This window comes from Stenotrophomonas sp. CASM110 (assembly GCF_049384345.1).
Lineage (GTDB): Bacteria > Pseudomonadota > Gammaproteobacteria > Xanthomonadales > Xanthomonadaceae > Stenotrophomonas > Stenotrophomonas muris.
The window spans coordinates 101,188-117,579 of record NZ_JBMRGI010000006.1 but is presented as its reverse complement, the minus strand read 5'-3'; the positions used below and the strand labels follow the sequence as shown (position 1 = coordinate 117,579).

Sequence of the window (16,392 nt, the reverse complement as noted above, 5' to 3'; positions counted from 1 at the left end):
CTGCCCCACAGCAAGCCTTATTCGTCTTCGCCTTCGTCGTCGCCTTCCTCGCGGGCCGCTTCGGCCGGCTGGAATTTCTCGCGCAGCTCGGCCTCGAGCTTGGCGGCGACAGTCGGGTTGTCGCGCAGGTAGCCGCGGGCGTTGTCCTTGCCCTGGCCAATGCGTTCTTCACCGTAGCTGTACCAGGCGCCAGCCTTCTCCACCAGCTTGGCATCCACACCCATGTCGATCAGCTCGCCTTCACGGCTGATGCCTTCGCCATACAGGATTTCGGTGATGACCTGCTTGAACGGAGGTGCCAGCTTGTTCTTGACGACCTTGATCTTGGTCTGGTTACCGATGATCTCGTCACCCTTCTTGATCGCGCCGATACGGCGGATGTCCAGGCGCACCGAGGCGTAGAACTTGAGCGCGTTGCCACCGGTGGTGGTTTCCGGGCTCTGGCCCGGCATCATCACGCCGATCTTCATGCGCAGCTGGTTGATGAAGATCACCAAGGTGTTGGAGCGCTTGATGTTGCCGGTCAGCTTGCGCAGCGCCTGGCTCATCAGGCGGGCCTGCAGGCCTGGCAGCTGGTCGCCCATCTCGCCTTCGATTTCGGCCTTCGGGGTCAGCGCGGCAACCGAGTCGATCACCAGGATGTCCACCGAACCCGAACGGACCAGCATGTCGGCGATTTCCAGCGCCTGCTCACCGGTGTCCGGCTGCGACAGCAGCAGGTCGTCCACGTTCACGCCCAGCTTGGCGGCGTAGATCGGGTCCAGCGCGTGCTCGGCGTCGATGAAGGCCGCGGTGCCGCCCATCTTCTGGCATTCGGCGATGGCCTGCAGGGTCAAGGTGGTCTTGCCCGAGGATTCCGGCCCGTAGATCTCAACGACACGGCCCTTTGGCAGACCACCAATGCCCAGCGCGATGTCGAGCATCAGCGAACCGGTCGGGATGGCTTCGACGGGCTCGACCACGCGGTCGCCCATGCGCATCACCGAGCCCTTGCCGAACTGCTTTTCGATCTGGCCCAGAGCTGCAGCGAGGGCGCGCTTCTTGTTCTCGTCCATCGGATTGGTCCTTGCAGAGGTCGTGTCGTTGGAGGTGCTGTCTTTGGGGGTCTTCTTTGCCATGGGCTCACTTTAAGTCGGACGTATCGCACAGGCTGAGATTCTGCCCGGCGCTCTGAAAAGAATTATCGGACATCCGTACCAACCTCAGTGGAACCAGAGAATCGCCACAAAAGACCGCGGGGTAATGCGCTACGGAATGGGTCAACGGTTGGGCCGCAACAGGCCGCAATAGAGGCCCTCGATCGCGAAGTCCTGATCCGGCAGCACCTCGATCGGCTTGTAGTCGGGATTGCGCGGCAGCAGGCGGATGCGATCCTTGGCGATCTTCAGCAGCTTGACCGTGATCTCGTCATCGATGCGGGCCACCACGATCTGCCCGGAATGGGCGTCGCGGGTGCGGTGCACGCCGATCAGGTCACCGTCGAAGATGCCCTCATCGATCATCGAGTCGCCCTGCACCTTCAGCAGGTAGTCCGGCGCCGGCGAGAAGAACACCCGGTCCAGCACCACGAAATCGTCCGAGCCGATGTCGGCACCGATCGGCAGGCCGGCCGCAACCCGGCCCAGCACCGGCAGGCGCAGCACGCTGTCGGCCAGGCCCGGCTTGGCCAGCTTCTCGACCGGCGGTGCCTGCACCAGGCGGATGCCGCGGGCCTGACCCGGGATGCGACGGATCGCGCCGGCCTGCTCCAGGGCTTCCAGGTGGTACTGGGCCGCGCGCACGCCCTTGAAGCCGAATGCGCGTGCGATTTCAGTCTGCGACGGCGGTACGCCTTCGCTCTCGATACGCTCGGCGATCAACTGCAGGATCGCCTGCTGGGTGTCGGTCAGGTCCATGGTTAGTAGTATTACTACTAATATGCGCGACTGCAAGTGCCGGGGCGATCGGGGTGGTGCGGGCTTGTTGGGCCGAGGCATGCTCGGCAAGCGCGCGAATGACGGGGCCGACCCAGGCAAGAGCAGCCGAGCATGGCTCGGCTCTACAGGAATCGCTGCGCGATTCCGCGGTTCCTGTGGAACCGCAACAGGCGCACTTCGTGCACCTGCCTACGTGTGCTTACCGCTTCTCCATATCGAAACCAGGATCCATACGCCGCAGAAGCCGGCGCCGATGAATCCGCACACGCCCAGCGCCAGCAACCAGCGGCTGGAAACCCCGCCGACGCTGTGCATCACGATCGACGAGCCGATGATCAGCGCGGCCGTGATCACGCCCACCACCAGTCGGTTCGCGGCCCGGTTCACCTGCTCGCCAAAGCCCTGCAGCGCGGTGGTCTCCACCTTCAGCTGGAGGCGCCCACGGCGCGCTGCCTGGACCAGCTTGCGCAGGTCGCGCGGCAACTCGCCGGCGAAGTCGACCAGGCCCAACAGGCTGCGCCGGCCGCGCTTGAGCAGCGCCCTGGGCGCATAACGCTGCAGCACCACACGCTCCAGGAACGGGCGGGCGGCGCTGGCCATGTCGAAATCCGGATCCAGCTGCCGGCCCATGCCTTCCAGGGTCAGGAAGGCCTTGATCATCAGTGCCAGGTCGGCCGGCAGGGTCAGGCTGTAGCTGCGCAGCAGCTGGGTGATGTCGCCCAGCATCAGGCCGATGCGCAGATCCTTCAGCGGCACGCCACGGTACTGGTCGACGAACTGGCTGATGTCGTGCTGCAGCCGGTTCTCGTCCACTTCCACGCCGCCGGCCCAGTCCAGCAGCACGTCCGCCACGCCCTGCGGGTCCTGCTCGACCAGGCCGTGCAGCAGTTGCGCGACCTGGAAGCGGCGCACTTCGGACAGCGCACCGACCATGCCGAAATCGATCACGCCGATGCGGCCGTCACGCAGGTAGATGATGTTGCCGGGGTGTGGATCGGCGTGGAAGCTGCCGTCCTCCAGCACCATCTTCAGCACGATGCCGGCACCACGCCGCGCCAGCTCGCGCCGGTCCAGGCCCGCCGCATCGACGCCAGCCAGATCGCGGCCGGGAATGCCGTCGACGAAGTCCTGCACGTTCAGGCTCTCGCAGGTCCACTGCCAGTGCACCTTCGGAATCAGTATGTCGTCGCGGCCGCTGAAGTTGCGCGCGATGCGTTCGGCATTGCGGCATTCGGCGGCAAAATCCAGCTCACGGCGCAGCGATACGGTGAACTGCTGCACGACCTCGGCCGGGCGATAGCGACGCAGGTCCGGCAACCGGGCCTCGACGATCTCGGCCAGCCGCGCCAGCAGCCGCAGGTCGGCCTCGACCACGTCGCGGATGCCGGGACGCCGCACCTTCAGCACCACCTCACGACCATCATGCAGCCGCGCGCGATGGGCCTGCGCCAGCGAGGCGGCGGCCATCGGGGTTTCGTCAAGGAAGGCGAATACCTCCGCCGGCGACGCGCCCAGGTCGGCTTCGAGCTGCCCGCGGATCTCGGCGTACGGCAGGGCCGGCACCGCGTTCTGCAGTTCGGACAGCTCGGCAATCCACTCCGGCGGCAACAGGTCGACGCGCGTTGCCAGCACCTGGCCAAGCTTGACGAAGGTCGGGCCAAGATCCTGCATCGCACTGCGCACGCGCACCGGTGCGGTCATCCGCAGCAGCTCCTGCCGGTCCTCGTTCCAGTGCAACAGGCGCCCTGCCCGCTCCAGCGTGCTGGCCAGGCCGATGCGCCGAACCACGTCGCCGAAGCCGTAGCGGATCAGGACAACGGCGATTTCCTGCAGTCGGCCCAGGTCACGGACCGTGCCCAGCGTTTCCCACATCATGCGTGCTCCGGACGGTTACCGGAGCAGCATGTCACAGCTGGGCGTCGATACCGCGCAATGCCGCCGCCACGGTTTGCCGGCGGATGGCTTCGCGGTCGCCATCGAACTGGAACAGCTCGGCGCGGGCGTAGCCACCGCGGCGCTTCCAGCCGATCCAGACACTGCCGACTGGCTTGTCCGGACTGCCACCGCCGGGGCCGGCGATACCGGTCACCGCCACGGCGATGCCGGCACCGGAATTGACCAGCGCACCGGACACCATCTCCAGAACGGTTTCGCGACTGACCGCGCCGAACTGTTCCAGCGTCTGCGCACGCACGCCCAGCAGGCGCTGCTTGGCTTCATAGCTGTAGACCACCATGCCGCAGTCGAAGAACGCCGAAGAACCGGCGATGTCGGTCATGCACTTGGCGATCCAGCCGCCACTGCAGCTTTCGGCCGTGACCAGCTGCAGCGAGGCCTGTTGCAGGCGCTGCCCGAGCGCGGCGGACTGGGCATTGAGATCGGCGTCGGTGGGGATGGACATCGGCATGACGGTGGGGTGAAGAACCCCGTTGTACCGCAGATGACAGCCGGATGTCGCGCCCCTCCGGCACGATTGCGTTGCCGGCCAGCGGCCGGCACTACCAGCCATGGGCCGCTAGCTCACCACTCCGGCAGTTTCTCCGGCAACAGCGCCCGGATCGGCGCGCCATCGGCACTGGCGGCCAGCTTCTCGGCTTCGGCAATCGGCAGGTCCACCTGCAGCAGCCAGCCCTCTTCATCGGCCTGTTCGCTGCGGATCACTTCCAGCTGGTGCAGGCGCGCACGCAGGCGGCCGGCATCCGGCGGCAGGCGCAATTCACCGGTCACGTGCTGCAGGCCCAGGCGCTTGCCCAGCACTGCCTGCAGCAGCTCAAGGCCCTGCCCGTCACGCGCGGAAATCCAGACACGTTCACGACGCGACTCGTCGGGCACGCCATCCTGGCCATCGTGGCGGACGTCGGCACCGTCGATGCGGTCGATCTTGTTGAACACCAGCAGCTGCGGCAGGTCACCGGCACCGACCGCGGTCAGCACCTCGTCCACCTGGGCGATGCGCTCCTCGCGGTGCGGATCGGCGGCGTCGACCACATGCAGCAGGAAATCGGCCTCGCGTGCCTCGGACAGCGTCGAGCGGAACGCGGCGACCAGATCATGCGGCAGGTCGCGGACGAAACCGACGGTGTCGGCCAGCACCACGCTGCCGCCCGGGACCGCGATGCGGCGCACGGTCGGGTCCAGCGTGGCGAACAGCTGGTCGGCGGCATAGGCCTCGGCGCCGGTCATGGCGTTGAACAGGGTCGATTTGCCGGCGTTGGTGTAGCCCACCAGGGCCACGCGCGGCAGCTCGCTGCGCACACGCGCCCGGCGCATCTGGGTGCGCTGCACTTCAACCTTCTCCAGGCGCTTCTGCAGCTGCTCGACCCGCTTCTGCAACAGGCGGCGGTCGGTTTCCAGCTGGGTTTCACCCGGGCCACGCAGGCCGATCGAACCGCCGCGCTGGCGCTCCAGGTGGGTCCAGCCGCGAACCAATCGCGTAGCCAGGTGACGCAGCTGCGCCAGCTCGACCTGCAGCTTGCCCTCGTGGCTGTGTGCACGCTGGGCAAAGATGTCCAGGATCAGACCGGTGCGGTCGATCACCCGGCGCTCGAGGAAGCGTTCCAGGTTGCGCTCCTGACCCGGGCTCAGCGCATGGTTGACCAGGATCAGGTCGGCGCCACTGGCATCGGCCGCGGCCTTGATCTCGTCCAGCTTGCCGCTGCCGATCAGGGTTGACGGATTCGGACGGTCCAGGCGCGCGGTGATCGTCGCGGCGATGCTGGCCCCAGCCGAGCGGGCCAGATCACCGAACTCTTCCAGCACATCGTCTTCCAGCTTGCCGAAATGGGGCTGGATCAACAGGGCGTGTTCGCCCTTTTTCGAGCGGTCAAACATTCACCGCTCCGGTATTACTCGTCTGCTTCATCACCTGCCTGACCACCTTCACCCGACTGCACGTAACCACCGCCCGGACCGACCTTCACGTTGCGTGCCGGAACCACCGTGGAAATGGCGTGCTTGTAGACCATCTGACTGACCGTGTTGCGCAGCAGGACCACGAACTGGTCGAACGACTCGATCGTGCCCTGCAGCTTGATGCCGTTCACCAGGTACACCGAAACCGGCACGCGCTCGCGCCGCAGTGCGTTCAAGAAAGGATCCTGCAGCGATTGCCCCTTGGACATTGCACACTCCTGATTATTGTTCTTATTGGGTTGCCGACGGTTGCCACGGCCCCCGAGCCGCCCGCCGACCGATGATGTTACACGGCTGGCGGGGGTTCAGCGTGCGACGAAGGCCGACACCGCGCCGGCAAGGCGCTCCTGGTCGATATGGGGGTCGAACCAGCGCGCATCAAGCTCGCCGCGCAGCCACGTCAGCTGGCGCTTGGCCAGCTGGCGGGTGGCGAAGATCGCCTTGTCACGGAAACGGGCGGCATCACCCTCCCCGTCCAGGTACTCCCAGGCCTGGCGATAGCCGACCGCACGCACCGCCGGCAGGTCCAACGGGGCCTCCACGGCGGCCATTTCCGGCATCGCGCGCAGTGCCCGCACTTCGTCCAGGAAGCCCTGCGCCAGCATGGTGTCGAAGCGCGCCTCGATGCGCTGGTGCAGTACCGCGCGGTCACGCGGGGCCAGGATCAGCTTGAGGGTGCGCACCGGCAGCGGCGCCACGCCCGGACGGCGCTGCCATTCAGTGATGGGGGTGCCGGTCAGGCGATAGACCTCCAGTGCCCGCTGGATGCGTTGCGGGTCGGTGGCATGGATGCGTGCGGCGGCGGCCGGATCGACCTCGGCCAGCTCTGCGTGCAATGCCGCCCAGCCCCGCTCGGCCGCCTCGGTGCTGAGTGCTTCGCGCATCACCGGGTCGGCCTCCGGCATCGGCGACAGGCCCTGCAGCAGGGCCCGGAAGTACAGCCCCGTGCCACCTGCCAGGATCGGCGTTTTGCCGCGTGCCACGATGTCGGCCACGACCCGGCCGGCATCGGCGGCGAACTCGGCCGCCGAATAGGTCTGCCAGGGATCGCGCAGGTCCAGCAGATGGTGCGGCGCCTGTGCACGCTCGGCCGCATCAGGCTTGGCCGAGCCGATGTCCAGGTGGCGGTATACCAGCGCCGAATCGACGCTGACGATTTCGCCGTCCAGTTGCTGTGCCAAAGCGATTGCGGTGGCGGTCTTGCCACTGGCGGTCGGCCCCATCACGGCGATCGCCAGCGGCCGCCGATCGACGCCCATCAGTCTTCGTCCGGCCAGCGGATCGTCGGCGCAGCGTCGGCACGCGGCGTCGGCACGGCCTCCACTGCCTGCCAGATCTTCAGCGCATCGACGGTGGCCGCCACGTCATGCACGCGCACGATGCGCGCGCCACGTTGGACCGCGATCAGGTGCGCGGCCACCGAAGCCGCCACGCGTTCGGAGGGCGTGTCGCGGCCAGTGAGTTCTCCCAGGCTGCGCTTGCGTGACAGGCCGGCCAGCACCGGCACCCCCAGTTCCAGGAAGCGCTCCGAACGCGCCAGCAGGGTCATGTTGTGGGCGGTGCTCTTGCCGAAGCCAAAACCAAGGTCGATCAGCAGGTTCTTCTTCGCAATGCCCGCCATCTCGGCAGCGAACAGGCGCTGCACCAGGAAACCATGCACCTCGGCGACCACGTCGTCGTAGTGCGGATCGGCCTGCATGTGGCCCGGCTCGCCCTGCATGTGCATCAGCACCACCGGCACGCCGGTTTCAGCGGCGGCGTCCAGCGCCCCCTCCTGACGCAGGCCGAAGATGTCGTTGATCATGCCGGCGCCAGCGGCCACCGCCGCGCGCATCACCTCCGGTTTGAAGGTGTCGATGCTGATTGGCACCCGGGTGCGTGCGGCCAGCTGCTCGATTACCGGAATCACCCGGCGCAGTTCCTCCTCGACCGAGACCGGCGCAGCGCCCGGGCGGGTCGATTCGCCGCCGATATCGAGCAGGTCGGCGCCCTCCTCGACCAGCTTCAGGCCATGGGCGACCGCAGCCTCGGTGGTGTCATGCGCGCCGCCATCGGAGAAGGAGTCCGGGGTGACGTTGACGATGCCCATGACCCGGGCACGGTCGAGGCGCAGGATGCGGCCGGCGCAATCGAGCTGGGGCGAGGTATCGAACATGGGCAATCCTGCAGGGACGACGGCGGGTAGTTTAGTTCGGCAGGGCGGCGCCCTGCACCCGCAGAGGCCCGGGCTACAGCAACAGCCGAAGCAACAGCAGGTGTACTGAGGGATGGCGGGGTGGGTCCGGTTACGGGAGACGCCGTAAACCCGTCCTTGGGGGCTTGGCCGCGGCATCCATGCCGCGGCCGGGGATACAGCAACAGCCTAAGAAACAGCTGTGTTAGTTCGGGTGGGGGGGGGGGGTCGGTTTAGGGGAGAGGCCGTAAACCCGCCCTTGGGGGCTTGGCCGCGGAATCCATGCCGCGGACACTCCCGCAACCGGACCCACCCCGCCTTCGACAGTTTCTCGCGATCTGTCGGAATGGCGTGGGGTCAGATCCGTTTTCCTACGGAAAACGGATCTGACCCCGAATTGATTCGATATCTGACAGAGATTCATCCACGCATGGCGTGGATCTACCGTGTTGACCAAGGTCGACACCTGCCAACAGCAGCAGGAATCTGTCAGAGGTGGGGCGGTGTCGGAGGGCGGGGTGTCAGCCGTATGGATGCGGCTGCCAAGCCCCCATGGATGGGTTCACGGCGTCCCCGCACTCCGACACCGCCCCGCCAACCCACGGAATGTTGCTGTTGCTGTTGCTGCTGAGGTTGCCGGCCAGCGGCCGGCACTACCGCGGGTGCAGGGCGCAGCCCTGCCGCGGCGCCGTCAACGCCGCCGACGCTTGCGGTCCACGTACAGGGTTCTGGCGATGCTCAGCACGATGCCGACACCGATACCCATCACGCAGCCCAGCAGCAGGTTGTCGGCGCCCAGCCCTACGCCCACGCCGACCACGGTGGCGATGATCATTTCGGCGGTGTGGGAAATCGGTTCAGGCTTCGGGGCGGACATGCAGGCTCCAGCATCAGTTCGGTTCGGAAGGGGCCGAAGGCCCGGAAACGACAAGGCCGGGTTTCCCCGGCCTCGTCTGGTGTTACGTGCAGCGGGCCGTCAATGCGATTCGGCCGGGCCTGCGATCGGCGGCAGCGGGCGGGCGTCGCCGCCCTTGTCGTTGCCACCGTCCTTGTTCGACTTGCTCCAGCCCGCCGGCGGCGGCGGATCGCGGCCTTCCATGATGGCGTCGATCTGCGGTGCGTCGATGGTCTCGTACTGCAGCAGCAGCTGCGACATCGCATGCAGCTTGTCGATGTTCTCGGTCAACAGCTGGGTGGTGCGGGCATAGGCCTTGTCGAGGATGTTGCGCACTTCCTCGTCGATCCGGCGCGCCGTGTCGTTGGACACGCTCTTGTGCTGGGTGACCGAACGCCCCAGGAACACCTCGTCGTCCTCTTCGCCATAGGCGATCGGGCCGAGCTGCTCCGACAGGCCCCACTTGGTGACCATGTTGCGGGCCATCTTGGTTGCGCGCTCGATGTCGTTGGAGGCGCCGGTGGTGACCTTGTCCTCGCCGAAGATCAGCTCTTCGGCGACACGGCCGCCGTACAGGGAGCACAGCTGCGACTGGATCGCCACGCGGTTCATCGAGTACTTGTCGCCTTCCGGCAGGTACATCGTCACGCCCAGCGCACGGCCGCGCGGAATGATGGTGACCTTGTAGACCGGATCGTGCTCGGGCACCAGGCGGCCGACGATGGCGTGACCCGCTTCGTGGTACGCGGTCAGGGTCTTCTCGTCCTCGCTCATGGCCATCGAGCGGCGCTCGGCACCCATCAGGATCTTGTCGCGGGCACGGTCGAAGTGGTCCATGCGGACTTCCTTCTCGTTGCCGCGCGCGGCGAACAGGGCCGCCTCGTTGCAGAGGTTGGCCAGGTCGGCGCCGGAGAAGCCGGGGGTACCACGTGCGATCACCATCGGCTCGACATCGTCGGCCAGCGGCAGCTTGCGCATGTGGACCTTCAGGATGTGCTCGCGGCCCTTCACGTCCGGCAGGCCGACCACCACCTGGCGGTCGAAACGGCCCGGACGCAGCAGCGCCGGATCCAGCACGTCCGGACGGTTGGTCGCGGCGATCACGATCACGCCTTCGCCGCCTTCAAAACCGTCCATCTCGACCAGCAGCTGGTTCAGGGTCTGCTCGCGCTCGTCATGACCGCCGCCCAGGCCGGCGCCACGGTGGCGACCGACGGCGTCGATTTCGTCGATGAAGATGATGCACGGGGCGTGCTTCTTGGCCTGCTCGAACATGTCACGCACGCGGCTGGCGCCCACGCCGACGAACATTTCCACGAAGTCCGAACCGGAGATCGAGAAGAACGGCACCTTGGCTTCGCCGGCAATGGCCTTGGCCAGCAGCGTCTTGCCGGTACCTGGCGGGCCCACCATCAGCACGCCGCGCGGAATCTTGCCGCCCAGCTTGGTGAACTTGGACGGGTCGCGCAGGAAGTCGACCAGCTCGCCCACTTCTTCCTTGGCCTCGTCGCAGCCGGCGACGTCGGCGAAGGTGACCTTGATCTGGTCCTCGCCCTGCAGCTTGGCGCGCGACTTGCCGAAGGACATCGCACCCTTGGCACCGCCACCACCGCCCTGCATCTGGCGCATGATGAACAGCCAGAAGCCGATGATCAGGATGACCGGCAGGAAATTCATCAGGATCGCGCCCAGGGAAATGCCGCTGGACGGCTCCTCCTGCACGATCTCCACGTTCTTGGTGCGCAGCACGTTGATCAGGTCACGATCGAACGGCGCGGTGATGGTGGACGACTGCCCACCGCGGGTGGTGTAGGTCAGCTGGCTGGTGCCGCCGCGCATGTCGCCGCCGAAGGCGACCTTCTGCACGTTGCCGCTGTCCACCTGGTCCAGGAACTGCGAGTACGACGCGCCCTGCGCGCCGGCCCCGGAGGACTTCGGCGAGAAGCTCTGGAAGACCACCATCAGCACGACGGCGACGACCACCCATAGCAGGAGGTTCTTGGTCAAGTCGTTCATCCTCATTGGCTCCGGTGTTCCTCTCAGTGCTGGCGTTGCGTTGGGGTCGAACTTGCGTACGTTGCGAGCTTACTTCATGTGGGCGCGTTTTCCCTGACCCAAGGCATACACCTCGGGAGAGCGCTTGCGCGACGCCTCCGGCTTGCGGATGGAGACCTTGTCGTAACGGCGGCGCATGTCGCGCACGTAGTCGTCAAAGCCCTCACCTTGGAACAGCTTGATCAGGAACGCCCCACCGGTCTTCAGGTGGTTGTCGGCAAAATCCAGGGCCAGCTCCGCCAGGTGCATCATCCGCGGCTGGTCGACCGCGCCTACACCACTCTTATTGGGGGCCATGTCCGACAGCACAAGGTCTACCGGCTGATCCCCGAGCATGGCTTCAAACTGCGATAGGACGGCTTCTTCCCTGAAGTCACCATGAAGGAACTCCACGCCGGCCAGCGGCGGCATGTCCAGGATGTCCAGCGCCAGCACGCGACCGGTGTCGCCGATCTGTCTCCGGACCTGCTGAGACCAGCCACCGGGGGCCGCGCCAAGGTCGACCACCACCATGTGCGGCTTCAGCAGGCGGTCACGTTCGAGCAGCTCCTCGAGCTTGTAGGCGGCGCGCGAGCGCATGCCCTCGGCCTGCGCCTTCTTCACGAAGGGGTCGGAGAAGTGTTCCTTGAGCCAGCGCTGGCTGCTTTTGCTGCGGGTAGCCATTGAAAATAGGGGCTGATGGGGTCCTCATGATACCCTGATCGTCCCATTCAACCGTGTTTTCCTGCATGTCCATCGCCCTGACCGCCTCCCAGACCCGTTTCCTGCGCGGCCAAGCCCACGACCTGAAGGCCCTGCTGCAGACCGGCGGCAAGGGTGTGACCCCAGCCTTCATCGCGGAGCTGAACGAAGTGCTGGAGCGCCACGAACTGGTCAAGGTGAAGGTCGCTGCCGAAGACCGCGACGCCCGTGATGTGATGATCGGCGAGATCGTCGAAGCCACCGAAAGCGCGCTGGTGCAGCGCATCGGCCACGTCGCCGTGCTGTACCGCCCGAGCAAGGAACAGCGCCAGATCGTGCTGCCGCGCGGCTGATCGCCCTACCGTCATGCAGCTGAACCACGAACCGCCGGATTACGCCTACAGCCTGCGCGCCGCAGATGGCCGCTCGGCCAAGGTGAATGACCAGGTGCTGGGCGGCAGTTTCTTCCTCACCCCGGACCAACTGGTCACGCACTGGCCGGTGGCAAGTGCCGCCGCGCTGCAGTTGGCGGACCTGGAGCCGATCCTGGCGCTGAATCCGGCGCTGATCGTGCTCGGCACGGGAGACCGTCAGGTATTCCCGCCCGCGGTGGTGATGGCCGCCTGTCTGTCGCGTGGCATCGGCCTGGAGGTGATGAACAATCCGGCCGCCGCGCGCACCTTCAACATTCTGGCCGGCGAAGGCCGCAAGGTCGCGGCCGCCTTCATCCTGGAAGGCTGAGTTCGAGCCGCCGGGTGCGCCCGGGCACTAGCTGCCCGAAGGTGTGCAGCGGAACGCGGAGAACGCCTGCAGCCGACCGATCAGGTTGCCACCCTGCCCCCAGCGGATATCCATGACCTTCCAGTCCGGGCCCTGCCGCTGCAGCAGGACCCGGTCGGTCCAGCGATAGTCGCCCACGGCCATGTCGACATGGACCCAGGTGGCGTCACCGCTCGATCCGGGCGCTCCCACCGTTATCGTCTCCGGCCGGTCCGGCGCCAACAGATACGGGCTCTGGTCGAGCATGTGCGGCTTCTCGTCGGGCGCGGCCAGTGCGGTGCAGGCCTGTTCATATGCACGCTGCGCATCGATGGCTGAGCGGAGGGCATCACCCAGCAGCGGAGCAATCGCCGTTTCGTTCGACTGCGGCGCCTGGATGGCGTCGTAGAGGCGGGTGACCACGTCACGTGGATCGCTGGCGGCGGTCGCCAACGGCGCGACGATGAGCAGCGCGAAAAGGGCTGTTGGGCGAGACATGCGGCACCGGATCGGGAGGCTGGTTCCGTTGAAGCATGCCGCTTCGCTGGCTTGTCGGGAAGCTTGAGATGTGCCACTCAAGGTCGCAAACGGCCACCCACGGCGGCCAGCGTACAGTGAGTCGAGCACGGCTCGACGCTACAGGTCGGGAACGCCGAGCATTGCCCGGCGCCACCCGTCCCACTACCTCAGCGCGCCGGCAGGTACTGCTGCGGGTCGACCGGCTTGCCGTTGTAGCGGGTGAGCCGGCGGTGTTTGCGGCCCATGGGCCGCACCGTCGGCAAACGCCCGGCGCGCTGCGCCGGGCCGGGGATCCGCCCGGATTATGAATCGACGATCAGCGCGCCGGCAGGTATTGCTGCGGGTCGACCGGCTTGCCGTTGTAGCGGGTGAGCCGGCGGTGTTTGCGGCCCATGGGCCGCACCGTCGGCGAACGCCCGGCGCGCTGCGCCGGGCCCGGGATCCGCCCGGATTATGAATCGACGATCAGCGCGCCGGCAGGTACTGCTGCGGGTCGACCGGCTTGCCGTTGTAGCGGATCTCGAAGTGGACCATGTCGCGGTTCGCACCGGTGCGGCCCATCTCGGCGATCTGCTCACCGGCCTTCACGCTCTGCCCTTCATTCACCAGGCGCTTGCGGTTGTGGCCATAGGCCGACAGCCACTGGTCGCTGTGCTTGATGATGATCAGCTCGCCGTAGCCGACCAGGCCGGCGCCGGAGTACACCACCACACCGTTGGCGGTGGCTTTGACCGGCTGGCCGCTGGTACCGGCGATGTCCACGCCCTGCTTGGTCGCATCGCCGGCAACGTAGCGGCCGACGATCGCGCCATCGGCCGGCCAGCGCCAGGCGATGTTGCTCTTCACCGGACCGGCCGGCGTCGGAGTTGGCGCCGTGCTGCCGGCGCTGCTGCCACCCGAGCGCGGCGCGGTGACCACCGTGGTCGGCGCGCGGCCGCCGCTGGCACCGGCCGGATACAGCCGGATCACCTGCCCCGGATGGATGGTCGAGGGGTTGTCCAGGCTGTTCCAGGCAATCAGGTCGGCCGGGGTGATGTCATGGATGCGGGCCAGCGCATAGATGGTGTCGCCCTTGCGCACCACCACGGTCTGCCCGGGCTTGGGCACCGAGGTCTTCGGCGTGGTCACGCCACCACCGGTGCTGCCACCACCAGGACGAACCACAGTGGCGGTGCCGCAGGCGGCCAGGGTGGAAACCAGCAACACCAGCGCGCCGATGCGCACTCCCTTGCTCAGACGATCAGGACTCATGCGAACTTCGACCTCCATACAAGCCAGGCGATCAGCACCACCACCAACGCGGTGGCGATCCAGCCCAGCGGTTCAATCCAGCGACGCAGTGCCGCTTCAGCACGCGCACCACCGATACGGATGACCGCAGCCAGCACGAACACGCGCTTGCCGCGACCGATCAGCATGCTCAACAGGTACTGCGGCATCGGTACGCCGACGATACCCGATGCCCACGTGAAGACCTTCATCGGGATGGGCATGAAGCCGCCCAGCACCAGGAAGGTGAACACCGCCCACGGCGATTCGGCCATCTTCGCCTGCACGGTGGTGATGCCCTGCTCGATCGCCGGCAGCATGCCCAGCACTTCAAACAGCGGCTTGATCGCCTCGAAAGCGTAGTGACCCAGCGCGTAGCCGACCAGCGCACCGACCATCGAGCCGGCCAGGCTGAGGGTGGCAAACCACCAGCCGCGCTTGGGCTGGGCCACGCACATCGGCGCCAGCATCACCTCCGGCATCACCGGGAAGATGATCGCCTCGAAGAAGCTCAACACCGTCAGGTAGGTCGGCGCGCGTTCGTGCGCCGCCCACTTCATCGCCCGCTCGTACAGCGGCCCGAAAATCTTCATGCAACCCTGCTCCGTGGATTAGTCGAGCATGCCAGACAGCAGCGGCACGAACGTGACCGGCGCCAGCACGTGTTGTTCGATGCTGCCGTCGGCCTTGCGGTCCAGCTGTACCAGCGACTGCGCCCCAGGGCCACCGACCGGCGCCACCAGGCGGCCGCCTTCGGCCAGCTGCTCGATCAGGGCGTCGACCAGTGCCGGCGCCGCCGCAGTGACCACGATGGCATCGAACGGGCCGTGCTCGGCCCAGCCGACGCGGCCGTCGTCGTGCTTGGTGCGGATGTTCATGCCCAGCGCACGGAAGCGCTTGCGGGCCTGGCGCAGCAGATCACCAATGCGCTCCACGGTGTAGACCTCCAGGCCCAACGCGCCAAGGATGGCGGCCTGGTAACCGGAACCGGTGCCGACTTCCAGCACCCGCTTCGGCGAGACCTGCAGCACTGCCTCGGTCATCCGCGCAACCACCCAGGGCTGCGAGATGGTCTGGCCATGGCCGATCGGCAGCGCGGTGTCTTCATAGGCACGCGAGGCCAGGGCTTCATCGATGAACAGATGGCGCGGCACCACCCGGATCGCGTTCAAGGTCGGCTCGTCGACGATGCCGGCTTCGCGCAGGCGGTCGACCAGGCGGTCACGCACGCGCTGCGAGGTCATGCCGATACCGACGGCTTCCGGCTGCAATCGCAGGCGTGGGCTCATGCCGGCTGGTCCAGCGCGGCGCTGAGGCCGCCGACCCAGCTGGCGACCTTCTCCAGCGCCTGGTAGCGGGTGAGGTCGACCTGGATCGGGGTGATCGAGATGTGGCCGGTGCGCACCGCGTGGAAATCGGTACCGGGACCGGAATCCTGCTCACGGCCGGCAGGGCCGATCCAGTACACCTCGTTGCCGCGCGGATCCTTCTGCGCGATGCAGCCTTCGGCACGATGGCGGTTGCCGAGGCGGGTGACCTCGAAGCCCTTGACCTCGCTCCACGGCAGGTCCGGCACGTTGACGTTGAGGATGGTGTCGGCCGGCAGCGGATCGGCCTTGAGCCGGGCGACAATCTCCACCGCAGCACGCGCGGCGGTCTCGAAGTGCTTCGGATCGTGGTTGCGGCTGACCAGCGAGACCGCCACCGCCGGCAGGCCGAGGAAGCGACCTTCCATCGCCGCCGAGACGGTGCCGGAATAGATCACGTCGTCGCCGAGATTGGCGGCGTTGTTGATGCCGGACACGACAATGTCAGGCTCGAATTCAAGCAGGCCGGTCAGCGCCAGGTGCACGCAGTCGGTGGGTGTACCGGCCACCGAAACGGTGTAATGGTCGATGCGCTTGAGCCGGATCGGCAGGTCCAGGGTCAGCGAGTTGCTGGCGCCGGAGCGATCGCGGTCGGGCGCAACCACCGTGACTTCGTGACCGGCCTCGCGCAGGACCGCGGCAAGCATCCGGATGCCTGCGGCGTCGACACCATCGTCATTGCTGACCAGGATTCGCATCTTCGATTTAACCGCTTGATTTTCCAAGAATTCGATTCCATCACCGTGCAGTGTGGGCGGGACCGTCGCGCTCCCCTGCGGAAGCGGTCGACCCTGCAAGGGCATCGTCTATTGTGCCGCATGCGGGCCGCCGGTCCTACCCTGTCAG

General features: G+C 66.7%; 18 protein-coding genes. 2 read left to right on the top strand and 16 right to left on the bottom strand.

All coding sequences use genetic code 11. The features are described 5' to 3' along the window. Nucleotides 1–17 precede the first annotated feature (17 nt). The 11 genes from recA to rlmE form a co-directional block, all read right to left on the bottom strand. On the bottom strand, nt 18–1,055 hold the full coding sequence (recA, locus tag VG561_RS06805; RefSeq protein ID WP_005412937.1) for a recombinase RecA: 1,038 nt from the start codon (nt 1,053–1,055) through the stop codon (nt 18–20). 204 nt (nt 1,056–1,259) lie between these two features. Continuing rightward, nucleotides 1,260–1,895, bottom strand: coding sequence for a transcriptional repressor LexA (gene lexA / locus VG561_RS06800; RefSeq protein WP_423179482.1), 636 nt, complete (start codon nt 1,893–1,895; stop codon nt 1,260–1,262). 210 nt (nt 1,896–2,105) lie between these two features. Continuing rightward, the gene (ubiB, locus tag VG561_RS06795) at nt 2,106–3,788 is read right to left on the bottom strand and encodes a 2-polyprenylphenol 6-hydroxylase (RefSeq protein ID WP_032962195.1); all 1,683 of its coding nucleotides are present in this window, start codon (nt 3,786–3,788) and stop codon (nt 2,106–2,108) included. 34 nt (nt 3,789–3,822) lie between these two features. Continuing rightward, the gene (locus VG561_RS06790; protein WP_005409020.1) at nt 3,823–4,317 is read right to left on the bottom strand and encodes a CinA family protein; all 495 of its coding nucleotides are present in this window, start codon (nt 4,315–4,317) and stop codon (nt 3,823–3,825) included. Between the two features lie 119 nt (nt 4,318–4,436). Next, the gene (hflX, locus tag VG561_RS06785; protein ID WP_049405705.1) at nt 4,437–5,747 is read right to left on the bottom strand and encodes a ribosome rescue GTPase HflX; all 1,311 of its coding nucleotides are present in this window, start codon (nt 5,745–5,747) and stop codon (nt 4,437–4,439) included. 14 nt (nt 5,748–5,761) lie between these two features. Next, nucleotides 5,762–6,037 (bottom strand): RNA chaperone Hfq, encoded by a 276-nt coding sequence (gene hfq, locus VG561_RS06780; RefSeq protein ID WP_004152891.1) that lies wholly within the window; start codon nt 6,035–6,037, stop codon nt 5,762–5,764. A gap of 96 nt (nt 6,038–6,133) precedes the next feature. Next, complete coding sequence (gene miaA / locus VG561_RS06775) at nt 6,134–7,087, bottom strand: tRNA (adenosine(37)-N6)-dimethylallyltransferase MiaA (RefSeq protein WP_014646715.1); 954 nt, start codon at nt 7,085–7,087, stop codon at nt 6,134–6,136. Further along, nucleotides 7,087–7,983 (bottom strand): dihydropteroate synthase, encoded by an 897-nt coding sequence (gene folP, locus VG561_RS06770; RefSeq protein ID WP_197621514.1) that lies wholly within the window; start codon nt 7,981–7,983, stop codon nt 7,087–7,089. The genes miaA and folP overlap by 1 nt, the downstream gene beginning before the upstream one ends. 709 nt (nt 7,984–8,692) lie before the next feature. Beyond that, complete coding sequence (locus VG561_RS06765) at nt 8,693–8,878, bottom strand: hypothetical protein (RefSeq protein WP_262093285.1); 186 nt, start codon at nt 8,876–8,878, stop codon at nt 8,693–8,695. Nucleotides 8,879–8,977: 99 nt separating this feature from the next. Next, on the bottom strand, nt 8,978–10,912 hold the full coding sequence (gene ftsH / locus VG561_RS06760) for an ATP-dependent zinc metalloprotease FtsH (protein ID WP_005409015.1): 1,935 nt from the start codon (nt 10,910–10,912) through the stop codon (nt 8,978–8,980). A gap of 69 nt (nt 10,913–10,981) precedes the next feature. Further along, nucleotides 10,982–11,614 carry a 23S rRNA (uridine(2552)-2'-O)-methyltransferase RlmE gene (gene rlmE, locus VG561_RS06755; RefSeq protein WP_005409014.1) on the bottom strand — a complete coding sequence of 211 codons (633 nt, stop codon included), beginning with the start codon at nt 11,612–11,614 and terminating at the stop codon, nt 10,982–10,984. A 65-nt stretch (nt 11,615–11,679) separates the two neighbouring features. Here rlmE and yhbY point away from each other — a divergent pair, with 65 nt between their 5' ends. Together yhbY and VG561_RS06745 are read left to right on the top strand one after the other, a co-directional pair. Then, nucleotides 11,680–11,985, top strand: coding sequence for a ribosome assembly RNA-binding protein YhbY (yhbY, locus tag VG561_RS06750; RefSeq protein ID WP_004152868.1), 306 nt, complete (start codon nt 11,680–11,682; stop codon nt 11,983–11,985). Nucleotides 11,986–11,998: 13 nt separating this feature from the next. Next, on the top strand, nt 11,999–12,373 hold the full coding sequence (locus VG561_RS06745; RefSeq protein ID WP_014646710.1) for an Mth938-like domain-containing protein: 375 nt from the start codon (nt 11,999–12,001) through the stop codon (nt 12,371–12,373). A 27-nt stretch (nt 12,374–12,400) separates the two neighbouring features. Here the strand turns inward: VG561_RS06745 and VG561_RS06740 are convergent, their stop codons facing one another. From VG561_RS06740 to surE, 5 genes are all read right to left on the bottom strand, one after another. Further along, complete coding sequence (locus VG561_RS06740) at nt 12,401–12,889, bottom strand: hypothetical protein (protein WP_046429909.1); 489 nt, start codon at nt 12,887–12,889, stop codon at nt 12,401–12,403. Between the two features lie 486 nt (nt 12,890–13,375). After that, nucleotides 13,376–14,161 carry a peptidoglycan DD-metalloendopeptidase family protein gene (locus VG561_RS06735; protein WP_262093284.1) on the bottom strand — a complete coding sequence of 262 codons (786 nt, stop codon included), beginning with the start codon at nt 14,159–14,161 and terminating at the stop codon, nt 13,376–13,378. Continuing rightward, nucleotides 14,158–14,772, bottom strand: a complete 615-nt coding sequence (locus VG561_RS06730) for a YqaA family protein (protein ID WP_014646707.1) — start codon at nt 14,770–14,772, stop codon at nt 14,158–14,160. Before VG561_RS06730 ends, VG561_RS06735 begins: the two co-directional genes overlap by 4 nt. Nucleotides 14,773–14,790: 18 nt before the next feature. Continuing rightward, entirely contained in the window at nt 14,791–15,468 is a 678-nt protein-coding gene (locus tag VG561_RS06725) for a protein-L-isoaspartate(D-aspartate) O-methyltransferase (RefSeq protein WP_014646706.1), read from the bottom strand. Next, complete coding sequence (gene surE, locus VG561_RS06720) at nt 15,465–16,244, bottom strand: 5'/3'-nucleotidase SurE (RefSeq protein ID WP_032959183.1); 780 nt, start codon at nt 16,242–16,244, stop codon at nt 15,465–15,467. The genes VG561_RS06725 and surE overlap by 4 nt, the downstream gene beginning before the upstream one ends. Nucleotides 16,245–16,392: the final 148 nt, after the last annotated feature.